Origin of the sequence: Gilliamella sp. (genome assembly GCF_024104075.1) — a bacterium.
In the GTDB taxonomy this organism is placed as follows: Bacteria; Pseudomonadota; Gammaproteobacteria; order Enterobacterales; family Orbaceae; genus Gilliamella; species Gilliamella bombi.
The window spans coordinates 88,822-109,395 of the sequence record NZ_JAGGHR010000001.1 but is presented as its reverse complement, the minus strand read 5'-3'; the positions used below and the strand labels follow the sequence as shown (position 1 = coordinate 109,395).

16 protein-coding genes are annotated in these 20,574 nt (G+C 32.8%); 1 reads left to right on the top strand and 15 read right to left on the bottom strand.

The genetic code is table 11. The features are described 5' to 3' along the window. Nucleotides 1–417: 417 nt before the first annotated feature. From J6569_RS00490 to moaC, 5 genes are all read right to left on the bottom strand, one after another. Nucleotides 418–2,262 (bottom strand): sulfatase-like hydrolase/transferase, encoded by a 1,845-nt coding sequence (locus J6569_RS00490; RefSeq protein WP_296317145.1) that lies wholly within the window; start codon nt 2,260–2,262, stop codon nt 418–420. 170 nt (nt 2,263–2,432) lie between these two features. Next, nucleotides 2,433–3,131: a Bax inhibitor-1/YccA family protein gene (locus tag J6569_RS00485; RefSeq protein ID WP_085165522.1), complete on the bottom strand. Its 699-nt coding sequence runs from the start codon at nt 3,129–3,131 to the stop codon at nt 2,433–2,435. 60 nt (nt 3,132–3,191) lie between these two features. Next, nucleotides 3,192–3,638 (bottom strand): molybdopterin synthase catalytic subunit MoaE, encoded by a 447-nt coding sequence (moaE, locus tag J6569_RS00480; protein ID WP_176701300.1) that lies wholly within the window; start codon nt 3,636–3,638, stop codon nt 3,192–3,194. Between the two features lies 1 nt (nt 3,639). Next, nucleotides 3,640–3,885: a molybdopterin synthase sulfur carrier subunit gene (gene moaD / locus J6569_RS00475; RefSeq protein ID WP_065590347.1), complete on the bottom strand. Its 246-nt coding sequence runs from the start codon at nt 3,883–3,885 to the stop codon at nt 3,640–3,642. 10 nt (nt 3,886–3,895) lie between these two features. Next, nucleotides 3,896–4,381: a cyclic pyranopterin monophosphate synthase MoaC gene (moaC, locus tag J6569_RS00470; protein ID WP_065590346.1), complete on the bottom strand. Its 486-nt coding sequence runs from the start codon at nt 4,379–4,381 to the stop codon at nt 3,896–3,898. A 202-nt stretch (nt 4,382–4,583) separates the two neighbouring features. Here moaC and priA point away from each other — a divergent pair, with 202 nt between their 5' ends. Continuing rightward, nucleotides 4,584–6,752, top strand: a complete 2,169-nt coding sequence (priA, locus tag J6569_RS00465) for a primosomal protein N' (RefSeq protein WP_296317143.1) — start codon at nt 4,584–4,586, stop codon at nt 6,750–6,752. 43 nt (nt 6,753–6,795) lie between these two features. On the opposite strand, the gene J6569_RS00460 is transcribed toward priA, so the two are convergent. The 10 genes from J6569_RS00460 to rseP form a co-directional block, all read right to left on the bottom strand. Next, entirely contained in the window at nt 6,796–7,107 is a 312-nt protein-coding gene (locus J6569_RS00460) for a helix-hairpin-helix domain-containing protein (RefSeq protein WP_065590344.1), read from the bottom strand. 153 nt (nt 7,108–7,260) lie between these two features. Then, complete coding sequence (locus J6569_RS00455) at nt 7,261–9,120, bottom strand: SurA N-terminal domain-containing protein (protein ID WP_174798757.1); 1,860 nt, start codon at nt 9,118–9,120, stop codon at nt 7,261–7,263. Nucleotides 9,121–9,255: 135 nt separating this feature from the next. After that, a complete protein-coding gene (lon, locus tag J6569_RS00450) occupies nt 9,256–11,670 on the bottom strand; it encodes an endopeptidase La (protein WP_174798758.1) in 2,415 nt (804 codons plus the stop codon). A 188-nt stretch (nt 11,671–11,858) separates the two neighbouring features. Continuing rightward, nucleotides 11,859–13,133, bottom strand: coding sequence for an ATP-dependent protease ATP-binding subunit ClpX (gene clpX, locus J6569_RS00445; RefSeq protein WP_065590341.1), 1,275 nt, complete (start codon nt 13,131–13,133; stop codon nt 11,859–11,861). Between the two features lie 10 nt (nt 13,134–13,143). Further along, nucleotides 13,144–13,746, bottom strand: coding sequence for an ATP-dependent Clp endopeptidase proteolytic subunit ClpP (clpP, locus tag J6569_RS00440; protein WP_065590340.1), 603 nt, complete (start codon nt 13,744–13,746; stop codon nt 13,144–13,146). A gap of 93 nt (nt 13,747–13,839) precedes the next feature. After that, nucleotides 13,840–15,141, bottom strand: a complete 1,302-nt coding sequence (gene tig / locus J6569_RS00435; RefSeq protein WP_174798759.1) for a trigger factor — start codon at nt 15,139–15,141, stop codon at nt 13,840–13,842. A 106-nt stretch (nt 15,142–15,247) separates the two neighbouring features. Next, nucleotides 15,248–16,276, bottom strand: a complete 1,029-nt coding sequence (gene lpxD / locus J6569_RS00430; protein WP_174798760.1) for a UDP-3-O-(3-hydroxymyristoyl)glucosamine N-acyltransferase — start codon at nt 16,274–16,276, stop codon at nt 15,248–15,250. Further along, nucleotides 16,276–16,764 (bottom strand): OmpH family outer membrane protein, encoded by a 489-nt coding sequence (locus tag J6569_RS00425; RefSeq protein ID WP_065590337.1) that lies wholly within the window; start codon nt 16,762–16,764, stop codon nt 16,276–16,278. Before J6569_RS00425 ends, lpxD begins: the two co-directional genes overlap by 1 nt. 38 nt (nt 16,765–16,802) lie before the next feature. Continuing rightward, the gene (bamA, locus tag J6569_RS00420) at nt 16,803–19,226 is read right to left on the bottom strand and encodes an outer membrane protein assembly factor BamA (RefSeq protein WP_174798761.1); all 2,424 of its coding nucleotides are present in this window, start codon (nt 19,224–19,226) and stop codon (nt 16,803–16,805) included. 25 nt (nt 19,227–19,251) lie between these two features. Then, nucleotides 19,252–20,568 (bottom strand): RIP metalloprotease RseP, encoded by a 1,317-nt coding sequence (gene rseP, locus J6569_RS00415; RefSeq protein WP_255456974.1) that lies wholly within the window; start codon nt 20,566–20,568, stop codon nt 19,252–19,254. Nucleotides 20,569–20,574 lie beyond the last annotated feature (6 nt).

Below are 20,574 nucleotides of genomic sequence, written 5' to 3'. Positions count from 1 at the left end.
GGGTTTATTTTAACAAGGTATTTTTATAATGCAAATTAATGAAATTATAAAAGGGCCTTTACATCGGTTTTAGTGGTATCAAGGCAATTATTGTTACTTTATTGTCATAAGTGTTAATTTGCTCTATGTCGTTATTCTAAAAGCAAATCATAAAGAGTTTTAATATATCATATGCTAAACAAAAGTACGCCAAAACAACATTAATGTGATCTCTGTTTTATTGATATATAGGATCTTTATTAACACAAATGAAAACAATAAAATCAATTATATATCCAAATTTTTATCAATTATTTGTAAAAAAGAATTGAGCTATTCACACTTCATGATTGAAATAATCCTCTAAAAACATCATAAGATGTTTCACCTGAAATTGCTTTATATAATTTAACCGTATTATCAAATTAATATTAACAATTAATTGTTTTTATTTATTAAGCTATTTTTTCCTGATTGAGAAAAATAACGCATATGATTCATTGCTTCTTGAATATATTGATAATTTGGCACTTCATCAACTTCACGATTATGTAAATCCATATAATGACTAATACCTAATCGATTAACAAGATAAATATTATCAGATGTTCTCACCGCATAAGAACTATAATTAGACATCAAAAGCCAGTTACGGTCAGTTATAGGATTAAATAAATCATAACCTGTCGAATAATCACTTATATCATTTTTCACATATAAATAATGTTTCATTAGGGTTGGAACGACATCTTCATGGCTTGTTATTTTTGTACTATTATTTTTAAGGCTCTCTAATTCTTTACCACCAATAATAATAAAAGGCACCTTTGTTTGTGCATCTGTGTAATTACCATTATGCCCCCAAAATCCTAATTTATTATCATTCATCTCTTGAGCATGATCACCTGTAATAATCAATATTGTATTATCTAACGAACCTGATTCTACAAGCTCATCATAAATATTTTGTAGTAAATAATCATCATAATAAACACTTTGCTTGTAACGATTAAAAATAGGCAAAGGATCGGTGTCATTACTCAATGTCATATAATTAAGATCACCAATAGGTTTGAATTTCACCGAAAAATCGTCAGGAAAGTCATAAGCATGAGGAGCATCATAAAATAAAAAAGAAAATGTCGGTCTAGATGTATCTCGTAGTTTATACCATGCAAGCCAATCATCAGTAATTTGTTTATCTCGATTAGATGCCGAACCATCTTTACTACTAATTCTTAAATTTTTAATGGTAACAAAGGCTGTTCGATCAAATTCTGGAGCAGTCACTTTAGCTGACGTAAAAATCCCAATATTATAGTTTTCTTTCTGTAGTGTTGTGATAAAGAGTGAAGGAACACTATTTCGTAAAAATGAATCCCAATAAGTACCAGGAATACCATAAAACAAACCAAAAATACCTGTACGTGTTGCATTACCAGTTGAATAATGGTTATCAAAAATGACCCCATTATTCTGCTTAACAAAACGAAATGTATTAGGCGAAATTTCTTCACTAAACGTATCATATCGCCAAGAATCCAAAACAATAAACATAATATTTTTAGTTTTTTTATTTTCTGGATTAATCACCAAAGGATTTTTCGGGTAATCAACACTAGCATTACTATTATCTTTGTTATACACGACTTTTCGTTGCCCTTTTTCGTCAAAAAAATTCATGATTTTTTTCGACGTAAATGGTCGATAAAGTGGAATATATTCTTTCACTACCATAATAGGCGAATAAGCATAATAAAATGCAATCATGTGCACAACATGACTAATTAAAAATGAACTAAAAAGAAATATTGTTGATAATAAAACAATTCTTGAATTTTTATGCAATGAAGTTAATTTGTTATTGAGCAAGTAAAGAATAAAATACTCGGTGCAAAATACAACAACAATAAGCGTAAACATTAAAAAATAGGTAATTATCGAAAAATCGACAACCTGGCCAGACAAAACCATGGATAAGACAGATTGATTTACGTGAAATCGATACTGTTGAAATACAATAGTATCGATATATAATCCAATTTGAATAAAGCTAAATATTGCAGCTAAAATAATATTGCGAATAGCTTGTTTAAACCATAAAAGAGGTATACAAACAACCAAAAGTAATAAATAAGCCGAGAAAAAATGCCCCAATACAGCAAATATTGAAAATGTCACACTCGGCCAATTAAATGATGCCTCAGGGACAAGAAAAAAACGAATTGATAGTATTGATGAAATAAATAGATTAATTAAGGCAAAATAGTATAATTTTTTCATAGTGTTAAGTAAGTTATTAATTCATTATAATAAGAATTTTACTGTATTTTATATTGAAACATAGTCTTTCCTGAAACTTTTTAACAAACTAGCACTAAAAAAATACGATTCTAATAAAATTTTAACAAAAAAGGCTCAATTTAGAGCCCTTTTAGTTGAATGAAATACAGTTATCGACGATCTGCAAAAATTCTTAACAACATAATGAATAAGTTAATAAAATCAAGATAAAGGGTTAGTGCACCTAAAATAACAAATCGCCTAAACATATTAGGATCATCTTGCGATAATTGATCGCCTAACTCTTTCAGTTTTTGTGTATCATAAGCTGTTAATCCAGCAAAAACAAATACACCAATATACGTAATAGCCCACATTAATGGCTGGCTTTGCATGAAGATATTAACGAGCGAAGCAATTACAACACCTACTAATCCCATAAATAAAAAGCGTCCAAAACCAGACAAATCACGTTTAGTGGTATAACCATAAAGAGCCAAAGCTGCAAACATTCCAGCAGTAATAAAAAATACACTTGCTATTGATGATGAAGTATAAACAATAAAATAAATCGAAAATGTGCAACCATTTAAAACCGAATAAAGCATGAATAATGTTGTCGCAACAGCTCCAGAAAGGCGATTAATCAATGCAGAAATGGCAATAACTAAAGCAAATTCAGCAATAAGCAATACCCACATACCTTGATATAAAACGTTCAAAAGCTCATAGTTATTGGATGCAAACCAAGCAACCAGAGCTGTTAATAGTAATCCGACGGTCATCCAACCATAAACATGACTCATGTATGTTTGCACGCGATTACTAGATTGTTCAATAATCGAACCATTAGGTGAATAATTTCTCATTAATTACCTCTCGTTAAAAAAGAATGACATAACTTAATATCATTATATACTAAATAAATACTAATACCATTTTCTCAATGCTTCTTTATCTGTTTTTTTTGCTTCAACCCAAGTTTCACCTTGGGGCGTTCGTTCTTTTTTCCAAAAAGGTGCTTCGTTCTTTAATACATCCATAATGAACTCTACTGCTGCAAACGCATCTGAACGATGCGCGCTACTTGCTCCCACAAAGACAATCTTTTCATTTGCGCTAATTTCACCTACTCGATGAATTACCGCAACTCGACTTAATTGCCACCGCTCTCTAGCTTGGGCTATGATATTAGCCAAGACCTTCTCTGTCATTCCTGCATAATGTTCTAAAAATAAGCTTATCGTTTGTTTTTCATTACTACGAACTTTGCCCATAAAAGAGACAACAGCACCATCTTGTGGTAATTGTGAAAGCCAATCGTTTAACTTATTAATATCAATCGGCTGCTCACTAACCTTAATAAGATCCATAATGTTATCCACCTGTTACAGGAGGAAAGAAAGCGATTTCATCGCCTTCTTTCACAATATAATCAAAATCAACCAACGTTTGATTTACAGCGCATAAAACAGAGTTTTCCTTAAATGCCAAAAACCATTGTTCACCACGTTCACTTAACTGATCGATAAGATAGGAAACTGGAAGTTGATTAGCATCTAACATAACACTCTCAGTCCCAACTAATTCTCTAATTTGAGCGAAAAAAATAACTTTATTCATTTTCTATCTATTAAACCTTTTGAGCAATAAACTCCCCTGACCTACCACCACTTTTCGTCAACAATCTTACTTGAGAAATCACCATATCTTTTTGAACCGCTTTGCACATGTCGTAAATGGTTAATGCTGCAATAGATGCGGCAACCATTGCTTCCATTTCAACACCTGTTTGCCCATTCAATCGACAAAGCGATTGAACTCGGACACAATTTTTTATTTGATCTACTTCTATGTTAATTTCAATTTTACTCAAAAAAAGTGGATGACAAAGCGGAATAAGCTCCCAAGTCTTTTTAGCAGCTTGAATCCCTGCAATTCTTGCTGTTGCAAAAACATCGCCTTTATGATGTTTACCCTCAATAATCATCTTCAATGTTTCAGCATTCATTAAGACTAATGACTCAGCTCTTGCTTCGCGTGTTGTTATTAGTTTTTCTGAGACATCAACCATACAGGCTTCACCTCGCTGATTAATGTGCGAAAATGATTCACTCATCCTTTAATCCCTACTATTTTATTAATTATCAATTTTTACCAAGATAGCAAATTTTATTAATAGTTACTACTAATCCTTTTAAGGCTATTAATGTAATAAATCTAGATGAATAAAAACTAGATTGTTTTTATAACTTTTGCGGGTTATGTAAAAACTGCGTACAATATAGCTTTATATAAATTATAATATCTGTGATTTTTTAATGCTTATCGCTCATATAGCCTTACCTGTACCACTTTACCAAATATTTGATTATCAATTAACTAAACCAGCTCAAGTTGGAATGCGGGTTAAAGTTCCTTTTGGTAAACGTGACGCAATAGGAATTATTGTTAGTATTGACGAAAAAACCGAATTTGATATTGAAAGCTTAAAAACGATTACAACTGTTATTGATACTGAACCTGTTTTTACACCTTCTATTTGGCGGTTGTTAAACTGGGCTGCTAGTTATTACCATTATCCTATTGGCGAAGTTCTTTTTCATTCTATACCTGTTTTATTACGACAAGGGCGAAAAGCAATCAAGGAAGACACCAAACGATGGCAATTAACTCAATTGGGTAAAAATATTGATTTAAAATCATTATCACGGACTCCGAAACAAAAATTATTATTATCATCATTCAGAAATAATACCCCTTCTGAAAATGAAGTAAGTAGTACTATCTATCAAGAATTACAGAAAAAAAATCTTATAGAACAAGTAAACTGTCAATCAGATAATATTCAATGGCAAACCAATTTTTCAACAAATACTAGTTCAATTCAGCTAAATAAAGAGCAAACCTATGCTATAGAAACAATCAACAAAAAAAATCATCAATTTGAAGTATTTTTATTAGAAGGAGTGACTGGTTCGGGTAAAACAGAAGTATATTTAAATATACTATCTAATATATTAGCTACAGGTAAGCAAGCATTAGTACTAGTTCCAGAAATTGGGTTAACACCACAAACAATTGGACGTTTCAAAAAACGCTTTAATGGGCCAATTGATATTTTGCACTCAGGATTAACGGATAAACAAAGACTCACTGTTTGGCTAAGAAGTAAACATGGTGAAAATGCTATTGTTGTTGGTACTCGCTCATCACTTTTTACTCCTTTTAAAGACTTAGGAATGATTATTATTGATGAAGAGCATGATAGTTCCTATAAACAACAAGAAGGTTGGCGTTATCATGCCCGAGATCTAGCAATTATCCGAGCAAAATTTAATAATATTCCAATTGTTTTAGGTTCCGCAACACCGTCACTTGAAACACTCAATAATGCACAAAATCACAAATATCATTTATTACAATTAACCGAAAGAGCCGGTAATGCAATGCTAGCCAAACAGTCAATTTTGGATCTTCGTGGGTTAGTACTTACTGCAGGTTTATCTCAACCATTAATTGAACAAATAAAAAAGCATTTATCAAATAATAATCAGGTAATACTATTTTTAAATCGCCGAGGTTTTTCACCATTATTAATATGCCATGATTGCGGTTGGATTGCTGAATGTCCTCGCTGTGATAGACCTTATACACTACATCAAAAACAACACAAACTTATATGTCATTATTGTGATACACCAAGGATGGTTCCTAAACAATGCCCAAAATGTGGATCAACTCATTTAATGCCTATTGGATTTGGAACAGAACAACTTGAACAACAACTTGAAATCCTCTTTCCTAATATTAAAATTAGCCGCATTGATCGAGACACAGTGAATAAAAAAGGCGCATTAGATAACTATTTACAAAGTATTCAACAAGGTGGCGCACACATTTTAGTTGGCACGCAAATTTTAGCTAAAGGGCATCATTTCCCGGATGTAACTTTAGTTGGAATTGTCGATGTTGATGGGGCATTATTCTCAAGTGATTTTAGGGCAACTGAGCGATTTGCACAAATTTATACTCAAGTATCAGGAAGAGCAGGTCGTGAAACTAAAGCTGGACAAGTTATTTTACAAACATATCATCCAGATCACCCTTTACTCAATATTTTACTAACTCAAGGTTATGAAAAATTTGCTAAATTAACGTTACAAGAACGGCAACATACACAATTACCTCCGTTTAGTTACCAAACATTAATTCGTGCAGCTGATCGTAACAATCATTACGCTCCAGCATTCTTACAACATGTGCATGATTGGCTAAAAGAACATAGTAATAATACTTTATGGCAGTTGGGGCCAATGCCTGCAAGTCAACCGAAAAAAGCAGGATATCATCGTTGGCAATTACTACTTCAACATACAAGTAGACAACAATTACAGAAAATTTTGGATCAACTATTAATCGTAATAGGAAAATGGAGTGAAACATCAAAAGTAAGATGGAGTATTGATGTCGATCCCATTGATAATTAAAGTGATATTATCTCCACCAATACTAATTAGTGGAGATAATAAATTATAATATTATTTTACCAGCATTTTTATCCAATGTTGCCTGTCCAATACCTGAAACTTCCTTTAGCTGCTCAACTGAAACAAAAGGACCAAACTTTTCTCGGTATTCTATTATCTTCTGAGCTTTACTTGCCCCAATCCCAGTTAATACTTTTGATAATTCTTCTGCTGTTGCAGTATTGATATTTACTTGAGCAACTTGTTTTTGTTCTTGTTTAACGGAAGTTGGTGTTTCTGGAACCGAATTAGCAAAGCTTATGTTCGAAAAAATAAAACTTGATAATATAATACATAATAGTGAAAATACTTTCATTTGATTAACCTCATAAAATAGTTACGCAATTAAATTTGCTTTATAACTATCTCACTTCATCAAATAAAAAAATTTCATTAATAATAAAAATGAGAAAAGCCACCTAAGTGACTTTTCATTTTTTCAATTATTTCTACTATTTTGGGAGTTAAATCACAAATTGGAATCAGGCATAATTTCTATCTTAGCCTTAGAGCGTATGTCAGCAGCAAGATAATAATGCATATTATTAATAAATAAAGGTAATAACTCAGAAGAAATATCTTCATATTCTTTTGGGGTATCTACCTTAGTTAGCGCAACAATATAAGCATTTTTATCATCTAAAAATTCCACACCATAAACAGTCTTCCCAGATACTGAAGGATTTAAATTAAAGACCATATTAACAACTTTTTGATCAAGTTCTGTTGAATTTCGATTCAAAACATATTTTTTTGCAAATTGGACATTTTTGGCTTTTCCAGTTTCGTTAAGTTGAGTCAATATATTATCAACACTAGATCTAAACTGGCTTTGAGCCTTTTCTGTAAAAAGTTTTTTATGAATATCATCTTTAACCTCATCAAATGGAGCTATACCTTCAGGGCGATAATCAACTGTTTGTACAACAAAATCAAACTTCCCAAAACTCCTATCTACAGGTATTAAATCAGAAATTTTATCCGTTGCCTTACCATCGACTATCATTTCTTCACTAAAAATCACATCCCTAACCTCAGGATGAGCAGCAAGTGAAAACTTATCGTTGAAAGATATCCAATTTGAGGTCTTTACTTCAAATCCAAGTTTGTTAGCAAGCTCTTCAATACTTTTAGGAGAATCATGTAATGCAGTTTTAATTTTATTCTCTTCATTTTCTAAAGCTTTTTGTATTTTTTGTTCAGTGAGTTTTGGCTTGATTTGGTATTTAGCATAATCGAAATCCATAACTTTTTTAGGTTGTATACCATCTAATTTCACTATTGCGTAACCACTATCAACGGCTATTGGCGATGAGATTTTCCCTACTTTCTTTAATTGAGCATCTTTAAAAACTTGAGGTAATGAATCATCATCAGCAAACCAGCCTAATGAACCATTTTTGCCATAAGGTGAAATATCATGATTCTGATTAACAGTTTTAGCAATAGTATCAAAATCAGCTCCAGACGAAAGATCCTTTGCAATTTCATTAGCTTGTTCTTTATTAGTCACAAAAATTACACTATAAGCTCTCTTAGCTGGATATGAATAAGTTTTAATATTTTTATCATACTCATTTTTAATTTCTTTTTCAGTAACGCTAATTGTTTTTCTCAAAGATTCGTCAGAAGTCATAATATATTTAACTTTTACACGCTCATTTTTAAAAAAATCTTTTGAATGTTCGTTATAATATTTTTGTTCATCATCTAACGTAATATTCGACTCATCAATATCACTTACAGAAGCATTAACAGAAGTAGCATATACACTTCTAGTTTGATTTTTAAGAGAAGCTATTTCAGAATCAATTGGCAGAATAAAATTACTATTTATTATAGCATTAACAGTCTGTTGTTGCTGTAATACAGTTCTTATAATTTCAGCATAACTATCTGGAGTAAAATTATTTTCAGCTAGAAGGTTTAAATATGTCTGATTATCAAATTTACCATCTTTAAAAAACTCTTTTTGTTTTTTGATAAACTTTTTGATTTGATCATTACTAATAGCTACACCAACTTTTTCTGAAAATTTATAAGCTAAATAATTATCAATTTGATAAGATAAAACATTACGGCGTAATTTTTTGATAAAAGAACTATCGCCTCCAGCATTCGCTGTTACTGCTCTAGCTTGAGCTTCGAATTCGGCCCGACTAATACCTTCACCATCAACTTTTGCGATATATTTCTGTTGATCTTGAACACTTACACTGCCACCAAAGCCTAGAAATCCGACGCCAGTGAAAATAAAACATAAAATAATTATTGCAAAAATAATCTTAACAACAATATTATTTGCTGCTGTTCGGATTGTCTCCATCATTTATTGCGATTCTCCATACCAAATGTTGAATTGTAAAAGTATAGCATATTTAACTAAATTGGCTATTGTCCGAATATTATGTACTACAAAAAAAAGATCAACATAGAGTTGATCTTTTATTAAATTAATAAATAACTAGTTTAATATAGCAGGACTATCAACGCTATTTTTTAATTTCTTAATAGTTTTTCTAGTTATTGGTACTGACTCTACACCAAATGGATTATTCTGCAATGCAATTGTAAGCACATCATCAATCCATTTTACTGGATGTATATCAACTTCAGATTTTACATTATCAGGAATATCTTCCAAGTCTTTAACATTATCCATTGGAATCAATACAGTTTTAATTCCTCCTCGGTGTGCAGCTAATAATTTTTCTTTTAATCCGCCGATAGGTAAAACTTCACCACGTAATGTTATTTCGCCAGTCATAGCAACATCAGAACGAACTGGATTACCCGTTAATGTTGAAATTAGTGAAGTACACATTGCGATACCTGCACTCGGTCCATCTTTTGGCGTTGCTCCATCAGGCACATGTACATGGATATCGCGTTTTTCATAAAAATCACTATTAATACCCAATTTTTCTGCACGAGATCGAACAACTGTTAATGCCGTTTGAATCGATTCTTGCATAACATCACCTAATGAACCAGTGTAAGTCAATTTTCCTTTACCTAGTACACTTACTGATTCAATAGTAAGTAAGTCTCCACCAACTTCTGTCCACGCAAGACCAATAACTTGCCCAATACGGTTTTCATTATCTGCCTTACCGTAATCAAAACGCTGTATTCCCAAGAAATCTTTTAAGTTATCTTGTGTTACCGTTACTTTTTTCAATTTGCTATTTAATGCTAATTGCTTAACAACTTTACGACAAATTTTTGCAATCTCTCTTTCTAGATTTCGAACTCCAGCTTCCCGTGTATAATAACGAATGATTCCAATAATAGCTGAGTCATCAATACTAATTTCTTTTGATTTCAAACCATTATTTTCTATCTGCTTAGCAATTAAGTGTTGTTTTGCTATATTCAATTTCTCATCTTCTGTATAGCCAGAAAGACGAATAACTTCCATCCTATCCAATAATGGCGCAGGAATATTCATAGAGTTAGCCGTTGCAACAAACATCACATCAGATAAATCGTAGTCAACTTCTAAATAATGGTCACTAAAAGCATTATTTTGTTCAGGATCAAGCACTTCCAATAATGCAGATGCAGGGTCGCCACGCATATCCGATGCCATCTTATCTATCTCATCTAATAAAAATAACGGATTCTTAACCCCCACTTTTACCATACGTTGAATTAATTTACCTGGCATTGAACCTATATATGTACGCCTATGTCCACGTATCTCAGCTTCGTCACGTACACCACCAAGCGCCATTCGTATATACTGACGCCCTGTCGCTTTAGCAATTGATTGTCCAAGTGAGGTCTTCCCCACACCAGGAGGACCAACTAAACATAAAATTGGACCTTTAACTTTATTAACACGCCCTTGAACTGCTAAATATTCTAAAATTCTATCTTTTACACGTTCAAGTCCATAATGATCTTTATCTAAAACTTTTTGTGCAGCTTCAATATCTTTTTTAACGTTACTACGCTTATACCAAGGAACTTGAAGCATCCAATCAATATATCCCCGAACAACCGTTGCCTCAGCAGACATCGCTGGCATCATTTTAAGTTTATTAAGCTCAGCTAATGCTTTGTCTGTAGCTTCTTTTGGCATTTTAGCTTTAGTAATTTTTTCTTTTAATTCTTCATATTCATCAGGTTTATTATCTATATCGCCTAACTCTTTACGAATCGCCTTAATTTGCTCATTGAGGTAATACTCCCTTTGAGCCTTTTCCATTTGTTGTTTAACTCGGTGTCGAATATTTTTTTCAACTTGTAGTAAATCAATTTCTGATTCCATCAATGAAATAAGCAATTCAAAACGCTTTATAAGATTAGCGGTTTCTAAAATCTCTTGTTTTTGTTCAACTTTCAAAAATAAAGTTGCAGCAATAGAGTCGGCTAAACGTGAAGGTTCCTTCAAAAAATGTATAGAATCAACAATTTCCTGAGTTATTTTTTTGTTTAGTTTTGAGTATTCATCAAAGTTAGATAAAGTCAAGCGTATCATGGCTTCACTTATATCCGCGGCTTTTTTTACTTCACTTAATGGTTTGACTTTTGCAATAAAATATTCATTGTCGTTGTTCTCAACAATGTCATTCATTTTAGCTCTTGCAATACCTTCAACAAGAACTTTTACTGTTCCATCTGGCAATTGAAGTAATTGTAAAACATTAGCCACAGTTCCGACATCATATAAATCATCTATATCAGGATCATCTTGAGAAGGATTTTTTTGGGTTACAAGAAAGACTTGCTTATCCATTTCCATTGCACCTTCTAAGCAACGTATTGATTTACTTCTACCAACAAAGAGAGGAATTACCATATGTGGAAATACAACAACATCACGCAATGGTAAAATAGGCATAATCATTTGTTTAGTTCGTTTTATTTTCATTTTATTCTCTCTAGTAGTACAAATCTATTAGATAGATATTGGGTTCATTTTTAGATATTCAAGCCTATCTTTTTTGTTTTAACATACATTAATTCTAGAACATCTTGACAGTATTTACTGAAATTTTGCTTTAATATTAATTTGAGGTATAGCTCTTGCCATCATATTTATGATGGCAAATATATATTTCAAGCCGAGATTTCAGCATCTTCACGATGGATTAATTTCGGTGCTAGAGATTGTTCAACGGTGTCTTTTTCAACAATTACTTTGTTAATAGTATTCATTGATGGTAAGTCATACATTATATCTAATAATATATTTTCAACAATTGAACGCAAACCTCTCGCTCCTGTTTTTCTTTGCATCGCTTTTATAGCGATAGCATCCAAGGCTTCTCTCGTAAACTCAAGCTCAACACCATCTAACTCAAACAAAGTTTGAAATTGTTTAGTTAAAGCGTTTTTAGGTTCCGTTAGAATATTAATTAAGGCATTTTTATCTAATTCGGATAATGTTCCTATAACAGGTAATCTTCCGATAAACTCAGGAATTAAACCAAACTTAACTAAGTCTTCTGCTTCAATTTTTGCTAATAGCTCCGACTCAGAAAGTTTATTTTTAGTGCTTGTTACCTCAGCACCAAAACCTATTCCTGTATTAATTGATACACGATTCTCAATGACTTTATCCAAACCACTAAATGCACCACCACAAATAAATAGAATTTTTGAAGTATCTACTTGCAAAAACTCCTGCTGAGGATGTTTACGTCCACCTTTTGGCGGAACAGAAGCGATAGTGCCTTCAATAATTTTCAATAAAGCCTGTTGAACTCCCTCACCAGAAACATCTCTAGTAATAGATGGGTTATCCGATTTTCGTGAAATTTTATCGATTTCATCAACGTAAATAATCCCCCTCTGAGCTTTTTCAACATCATAATCACAATTCTGTAATAATTTTTGAATAATATTTTCTACATCTTCACCAACATAACCAGCTTCAGTTAGTGTTGTTGCATCAGCCATAGCAAAAGGTACATCTAAAAAACGAGCTAATGTTTCAGCTAATAATGTTTTACCGCTACCAGTAGGTCCTATAAGCAAAATATTACTTTTGCCTAATTCAACATCACTACGACTAGCATGGTTACGTAAGCGCTTATAATGATTATAAACAGCAACAGATAAAACTTTTTTAGCTCTTTCTTGACCAATTACGTATTCATCAAGATGCTCTCTAATTTCGTGTGGTGTTGGTAATGGTTTACTAATAAACTCTTCATGAGAAAGAAAACTTTTTTTCTCTTCTTTTAAAATATCATTACATAATCCTATACATTCATTACAAATATAAATAGATGATGGACCAGCAATAAGTTTACGGACTTCATGCTCACTTTTACCACAAAAAGTACAATAGAGTAATTTTTCTGAACTTTCTTTATTCACGTTTATCACCTACCCAACATTAAGATCGTTTACTATATATGGCATCAACTAAACCATATTCAACTGCTTTATCGGCAGACATAAAATTATCACGGTCGGTATCTTTTTCAATCACACTAATATCTTGACCTGTGTGCATTGCTAAAATATTATTTAGCCGGTTTTTTACCTGTAAAATCTCTTGTGCATGTATTTGGATATCAGAAGCCTGTCCTTGAAAACCACCTAATGGTTGGTGAATCATGACACGTGCATTTGGTAAGCAATAACGTTTACCTTTAGCTCCAGCTGTTAAAAGCAATGACCCCATTGAACAAGCTTGTCCCAAACAAATTGTACTAACATCTGGTTTTATAAATTGCATTGTATCATAAATAGCCATGCCAGCTGTAACAACCCCACCAGGTGAATTGATATACAAATAGATATCTTTATCAGGATTCTCTGCTTCTAGAAATAACATTTGAGCAATAATAAGGTTTGCCATATTATCTTCAACTTGACCCGTCAAAAATATAACTCGCTCTTTTAATAACCGTGAGTAAATATCATAAGCTCGTTCACCCCGAGAGCTTTGTTCAACTACCATTGGAATAACACCCATATATGATTCAAAAGGCATTTTTATCTCCTAATTAACAAAATAGCCCAAACAGATAATACATATTTGGGCTTAAAAGTGAGCGTTTTTAAATTAAATGAAAAAGCTAATAGATTAAGCTATCTGCTGATTCATTAATTCAGAAAATGAATAATTCTTTTCTGTTACTTTCGCACTAGCTAATAACAGATCTACAACTTGATCTTCTAATGCAACAGCTCGAATATTCTCCATCGCTTTTTTATCTTTATGATAATATTCTGAAACTTCTTTTGGATCTTCATATGCAGTCGCAATTTCATCAATTAATGCTTGAACACGCGATTCGTCTGCAGTTAATTTATTACTTTCAATTATTTCACTAAATAATAAGCCTGTAGCAACACGTTTTTTAGCCTCAGCTTCAAATAGTTCTTTCGGTAATTCCATACCTTGTTTGACATTACCGCCAAAGCGAGATAAGGCTTGTTGACGTAACACATCAATTTCACGATCGATTAATGCCACAGGTACATCAATCTCATTATTTTTAACTAAACCATCAATAGCTTGTGTTTTAACTTTGTTACGAATTGTTGCGTTGAGTTCTCTTGTCATATTTTTACGAACTTCAGCTCTCAAACTTTCAACGGTACCATCTACAATACCAAAGCGTTTAACAACGTCTTCGGTAAGTTCAGGTAATTCAAGTTCTTCAACCTTTTTAAGTGTAGATGCAAATACAGCAGGTTTACCTTTTAGGTTTTCAGCATGATAGTCCTCAGGGAAAGTCACATTAATATCAAACTTATCACCTACTTTATGACCAATAATTGCATCTTCAAAACCTGGAATCATACGACCTTGCCCTAACACTAAAGCAAAATCATTAGCCTTACCACCTTCAAACTCGGCACCATCAACTTGACCGACAAAATCCAAAGTAACACGATATTGCTCTTCAGCCGCTTTTTCAACTTCTTTCCAAGCACCTTGTTGTTTGCGTAATGTTTCAATCATTGTTTCAACATCTGCATCAGCAACTTCTGCAACTGGTTTTTCAACTTCAATTTTATCTAAATTTTCAACTTTTATTTCTGGGTAAACTTCAAATTCAACAGTAAATGTATAATCTTCACCATTTTTATATTCTTGTGGAGTATAAGTCGGAGCTCCAGCTGGATTTAATTTTTCTTGAATAATAGCGTCAACAAAATTCCGTTGCATCAAATCGCCTAAAGCATCTTGTAAAATAGAAGCACCATAACGTTGTTCAACAATTTTTAAAGGCACTTTTCCTTTACGAAAACCATCAATGCGTACTTTTTTTGCTGTATTAATAAGCTCTTTATCAACCGCTTTTTTAATATCTTCAGCTTTAATTGTAATAGATAAACGTCGACCTAATCCTTGTGTTGTTTCTACCGAAACTTGCATGTTTATACCTCGAAATTATTGAATATTATTTGCTCATAATTATATAAAAACGATAATTGAGCTAAAAAATTAAAAAATAGGCATGCATTATACCGACCGCAATCGTCTACGTCGAGACATTTAATAGTTTCTTCTCAAGCGCTTTCAAGCGTTTATTCATTTCGTCAATATGTAAAACTAATGATGCCGTTTTTCGCCATACTTTGTTTTCTTGCAATGGAATACCTGATGAATAAACACCTGGCTGTGTAATTGGGCGCATTACCATACCCATACCTGTTACTGTAACTTGGTCACATATTTCCATATGTCCATTAATAACACTTGCACCACCAATCAAACAATGTCGACCAATAGTTAAACTTCCAGCCATAATAACGCCACCAGCAACGGCCGTATGATCTCCAATTACATCGTTATGAGCAATCTGACATTGATTGTCAATAATAACACCATTACCAATAATAGTATCATCAAGAGCACCGCGATCAATTGTCGTTGAGGCACCAATTTCAACGTTATTGCCAATGACAACACGCCCTAATTGAGGAATTTTAACCCACTTCCCTTTATCATTAGCATAACCAAATCCATCTGCACCAATTACAGTCCCAGATTGAATCAGGCAATTTTCTCCAATAATACAATTATGATAAATAGAAACATTAGCCCATAATTTTGTACCTGCACCTATTGTTGTATTTTTTCCAACAAAACACCCTGCACCAATGATACAATCGTCTCCTAATATCACACCGCTTTCGATAACAGCGTTAGCGCCAATAGAAACATTACTACCTAATTGAGCAGTCGAATCAATCACTGCTGATGTAGCTATATCCTTAGCTGGAGCTGGAGTAGTATCTAGGTATTGTGCTAATTTTGCATATGCAAGGTATGGATCTTTTACAATAAGGGCTGCACCATTCCAATGCTCAAGACCCTCTTCTGTCATTACCACAGCAGAAGCTTTGCATTCTAATAAATTCTTTTGTAATTTCTTATCAGATAAAAATGTAATTTGACCTGATATAGCACTATTCATTGATGCTATACCAGTGATGGCTAAATCACCATCACCATATAACCTAGCATCAAGTTGCTTAGCTAATTGCTCTAAACGAAAGGAAAACATTATTTTTTAACCTTTTCCAACACTTTGTCTGAAATGTCAACCGCATCTGAAGCTGATAAGGTGGCTTCTGCTTTTAAAATAATATCGTATTTTTCTTTTGCGACTATATCTTTAATAGCTTCTTGGATTTTAATTAATAATTTCTCTGCTTCTTCTGTTTCACGCTTACGATAATCTGCAGAAAAAGCCTTAGCTTTATTTTCAAAATCAGAAATTGTTTTATTTAATTTCGTTTTTTCAGATGAAGACAATGTTAAACCATCTTTTTTTAATCGTGCAGCAGCTTCATTTGCTTTCTTTTCTTCAGCTTGTAATGATTTAGCTCTTGCTTCAAATTCACTATCCAATGCTTTACCAACCGATTCGCGTTGCGGCATACGTTGTAATACTGACATAACATCGACTACACCAATTTTTACTTCAGCATTTACAAAGCTTGCAAAAAGTAATGCCGTACTAACACTAAGAAAATATATAATTTTTTTCACTTTAATCACCTATTTGTTTTCTATTTTATAACATGGAATTACCATGTAGAACCTATATTAAATTGAAACTGTTGAGTTGAATCACCATCATATTTCTTAAACGGTTGAGCATAAGAAAAGACTAAAGGACCTAATGGAGACATCCATTGCACAGCAAGCCCAGCAGACATCCTAATATCCGATGGGGAACTATAATCAGGGATATTTTTTCCTTTTAAATTCCATTCAGTATCCCATACAGTACCTGCATCGAAAAATAGTGATGTTCTAATATTATCAGCATATTTTTCGCTAGCAAATGGCGTTGGAAGTATTAGCTCTGTACTTGCAAAAGCTATAGCATTACCACCTACAGCATCTTTTGATTTTGTACATCCAGATGTATTATCTAAGCTATCGCAAACTCCACTTTTATTAAGATATACCGCTTTAGGACCTACAGTATTTGATTTAAACCCACGTAGCACAGAGGCACCACCAGCATAGAAGTTTTCATAAAAAGGTAACTCTTTTCCACCTAAACCGCCACCATAGCCTAATCGAGCACGAGTTAAAAAGATCCAGTTATGGTCATTGTCAATAGGATAATAGTAAGACGCATCTGAGACTAGTTTATAGAACCTATTTTCAAATAATGGTGCTGTAACTTTAGCATTAGCTGTTATTTTAAGTCCATCAGTAGGGAAAAATCCACGATCTAAAGAGTTATATGTCCAATAAGCATTTAACAATAAATCATTAGTATCAAATGAAATAGAACTTTTATTGTTCACTTTTTCACCCATAGAGTTGAAATAACGCCACATTCCATATTGCGCTTGCATACCAGATAACTTATGGTTAGCAAATTCAGAACCAAAACGAACAAAATTATTTTCACTAATTGGGAATCCTAAATTAGCTGATGCGCCCCAAGTCTTACTTGAATATTCTGATTCATCATCTTTATCGTCATTTTTATAGGTATTATAATAAATACTACCCCCTAAACTTACACCATCAACAGTAAAATAAGGATCAACGATAGAAATAGATGCAGTTTTATCTGTATCAGTTGTGTTAACATCAAATGAGACACTGTTACCTGTTCCCAACCAGTTATCTTGAGAAATACCGGCATTGAAACTAACACCACTATCAGAACCAACACCAATACCAAATTTGATACTACCGGTATTACGTTCAGCAACTTTATAAATAATATCAACTTGATCATCAATACCAGGCACACGTTCAGTATTAGCTTCAACAGTATCAAAAAATCCAAGTCGGTTTAAACGTTCTTTACCTAATTCAACTAATCCATTACTTAACCAAGCCCCCTCCATTTGTCGAAGCTCACGGCGAATTACACTTTCGCTGGTTACAGTATTGCCAACTATTTTAATTTTACGAACATAAAAACGTTCACCCACATCAACAAGAACAACTAATTTAACCGTATGTGCGACATCATCCATTTCAGGCTGAATTGATACTCTAGGGTACGCATAACCGAAATTAGCAAGTAGACGCTTAACGCCATCTTCAATTTCAGTAATTTTTTTACCATTATAAAGTTCACCAACTTTTACTTTTTCATTAGCAATTTTGGAAATCTCGCCTTTATGGCCAGCAAAATTACCCATAAATTCAAGTTGAGATAACTTATACTGTTCACCTTCATGAATATTAACTGTAACGTATATGCCTTTTTTGTCTGGCGTTAAACTAACTTGCGTTGACTCAATGTTAAAACGAGCATAACCACGATTTAAATAAAAACTTTGTAATTCATCTAAATCTGCTGCCAATTTTTGTTTTTGATATTTGCGATCTCCAAACATATTCCACCAAGGTACTTCATCACGCAAAGTAAAACGCGAAATAAGTTCTTCAGATGAAAAAGCTTTAGCACCAACAATATTAATCTGATCAATTAGTGCCGATTTACCTTCAGCTACAACTAATTTTAAATCAACACGATTACGTGACAACGGAGTTACAACAGCTTTGATTTGAGCATTATATTTACCAACACTATAGTAAAAATCTTCTAAGCCTTTTTCTATACCAGAAAGCATAGTACGATCTAATGCTTCACCTTCACGAATACCTGAACTATCTAGGTTTTTTTTCAGCATCTCATCTTTAACAGACTTATTACCAGAAAAAGTTATGCTAGCAATAGTAGGGCGTTCTTGAACATGAACAATTAACCTATCACCATCACGAGAAACGGTAATATTATCAAAGTTTCCACTAGAATATAGTGATTTAATGATACGGCCTAAATCAGCTTCATTAACATAATCACCGACTTGAATAGGCATTTCAAGTAATGCTGCTCCAACAGTAACACGTTGCAAACCTTCAAATTTGATGTCTTTTACTACAAAATCATCAACACAAAATGCATTGGAACTATATACTGCTGTAGTACTAAACAACAAAGATGCTATAAGTAATTTATTTATTTTCATCGTAAATGTTTATAACCTCATCCCATCACAATCGTAAAATATCATTAAATAGTGCAATTCCCATTATTACCATCAATAAAAAAAAGCCAATACGAGAAAATCGTTCTTGTACTTCATTTGATAAGGCTTTACCTTTTATCTTTTCAAATAATAAAAAAACAAGGTGCCCGCCATCTAACATAGGTAATGGAACAAGATTGATAACGCCCAAACTTATACTAATAAAAGCTAGAAAATATAAGTAAGAGGTAAAACCATAACTTGCTGTTTGCCCTGCGCTTTTTGCTATTGTTATTGGTCCAGACAAATGTTTTAGACCAATAACACCTGTTACTAATTGATAAAGCGAACGAATCGTTAACTTCGTGGTTAACACTGTTTGCGCCATACCTTTATTAAAACTTTCTAAAAAACCATACTGCATAATTCTTGCATCAGACTTGGGATACAAACCAGCGACACCTTTTCCATCTATTCCAATAGTTGGCACGAGTTTAAGATAAATATCTATATTTCCTCGATTAACCTTTAACATCATTGCTTGAGCTGTTTTAATTGTATTGGAAAAATCATTCCAATCAACGTATGAGTGATCATTATAACCAATAATTTTATCCCCAACACGCAGACCTGCTTTCTCAGCAGCCGAACCCGATACAATTTTACTCACAATTGGATAAACTTTCACCTTCTCAGGAACAAAACCAAATGCGGTAATTGTCGAATCCTTTTCTATATCAAAATGCCAATTACTGATATCTACATTTTTTTTAACTTCTTTCTGGTTATCATCACCAAAGCTATCGATATAAGAAAAAGACACATTAGCTTTTCCCATTGCCGCAATTAAGGCTAAATTTACGTCATTCCATGTTTCTACTTTTATATTATCAATAGTTTTCAATTCTGCACCAGCTGGTATTATTACTGTAGAAGCTGGTGTATTAGGTATAACTTCTTTTATTTTAACAGGATAAACAACTACACCCATCAAAAAAATGATCCAATAGATAATTAAGGCTAATATAAAATTAGCAAATGGACCAGCAAAAATAATTGCAGTTCTTTGCCAAATTTTTTTTCTATCAAATGCAAAGTTTTCGTTATCGCTTGATAATGTTGTTGCTCTACCGTCGAGCATTTTAACATAACCACCAAGCGGAATCATAGCAATTACCAATTCGGTTCCGCTTAAAAATTTATGAGACCATATTTTTTTACCAAAACCAATTGAGAAACATTCAACTTGAACCTTGCACAAACGAGCAACACAAAAATGTCCAAACTCATGAATAGTAACTAATATACTCATGGTAATAACAAACAATAACAGCGACCACAACAAAAT

What these genes read in the sequence shown, in the direction of transcription:
- lpxD (WP_174798760.1), bottom strand. Translation starts at nt 16,276, where the DNA reads ATGTTTTCCTTTCGTTTAGAGCAATTAGCTAAGCAACTTGATGCTAGG.
- moaD (WP_065590347.1), bottom strand. Translation starts at nt 3,885, where the DNA reads ATGAATAAAGTTATTTTTTTCGCTCAAATTAGAGAATTAGTTGGGACT.
- J6569_RS00455 (WP_174798757.1), bottom strand. Translation starts at nt 9,120, where the DNA reads ATGATGGAGACAATCCGAACAGCAGCAAATAATATTGTTGTTAAGATT.
- J6569_RS00460 (WP_065590344.1), bottom strand. Translation starts at nt 7,107, where the DNA reads ATGAAAGTATTTTCACTATTATGTATTATATTATCAAGTTTTATTTTT.
- priA (WP_296317143.1), top strand. Translation starts at nt 4,584, where the DNA reads ATGCTTATCGCTCATATAGCCTTACCTGTACCACTTTACCAAATATTT.
- bamA (WP_174798761.1), bottom strand. Translation starts at nt 19,226, where the DNA reads ATGAAAATAAATAAATTACTTATAGCATCTTTGTTGTTTAGTACTACA.
- moaC (WP_065590346.1), bottom strand. Translation starts at nt 4,381, where the DNA reads ATGAGTGAATCATTTTCGCACATTAATCAGCGAGGTGAAGCCTGTATG.
- J6569_RS00490 (WP_296317145.1), bottom strand. Translation starts at nt 2,262, where the DNA reads ATGAAAAAATTATACTATTTTGCCTTAATTAATCTATTTATTTCATCA.
- clpP (WP_065590340.1), bottom strand. Translation starts at nt 13,746, where the DNA reads ATGCCTTTTGAATCATATATGGGTGTTATTCCAATGGTAGTTGAACAA.
- tig (WP_174798759.1), bottom strand. Translation starts at nt 15,141, where the DNA reads ATGCAAGTTTCGGTAGAAACAACACAAGGATTAGGTCGACGTTTATCT.
- lon (WP_174798758.1), bottom strand. Translation starts at nt 11,670, where the DNA reads ATGAAAATAAAACGAACTAAACAAATGATTATGCCTATTTTACCATTG.
- J6569_RS00485 (WP_085165522.1), bottom strand. Translation starts at nt 3,131, where the DNA reads ATGAGAAATTATTCACCTAATGGTTCGATTATTGAACAATCTAGTAAT.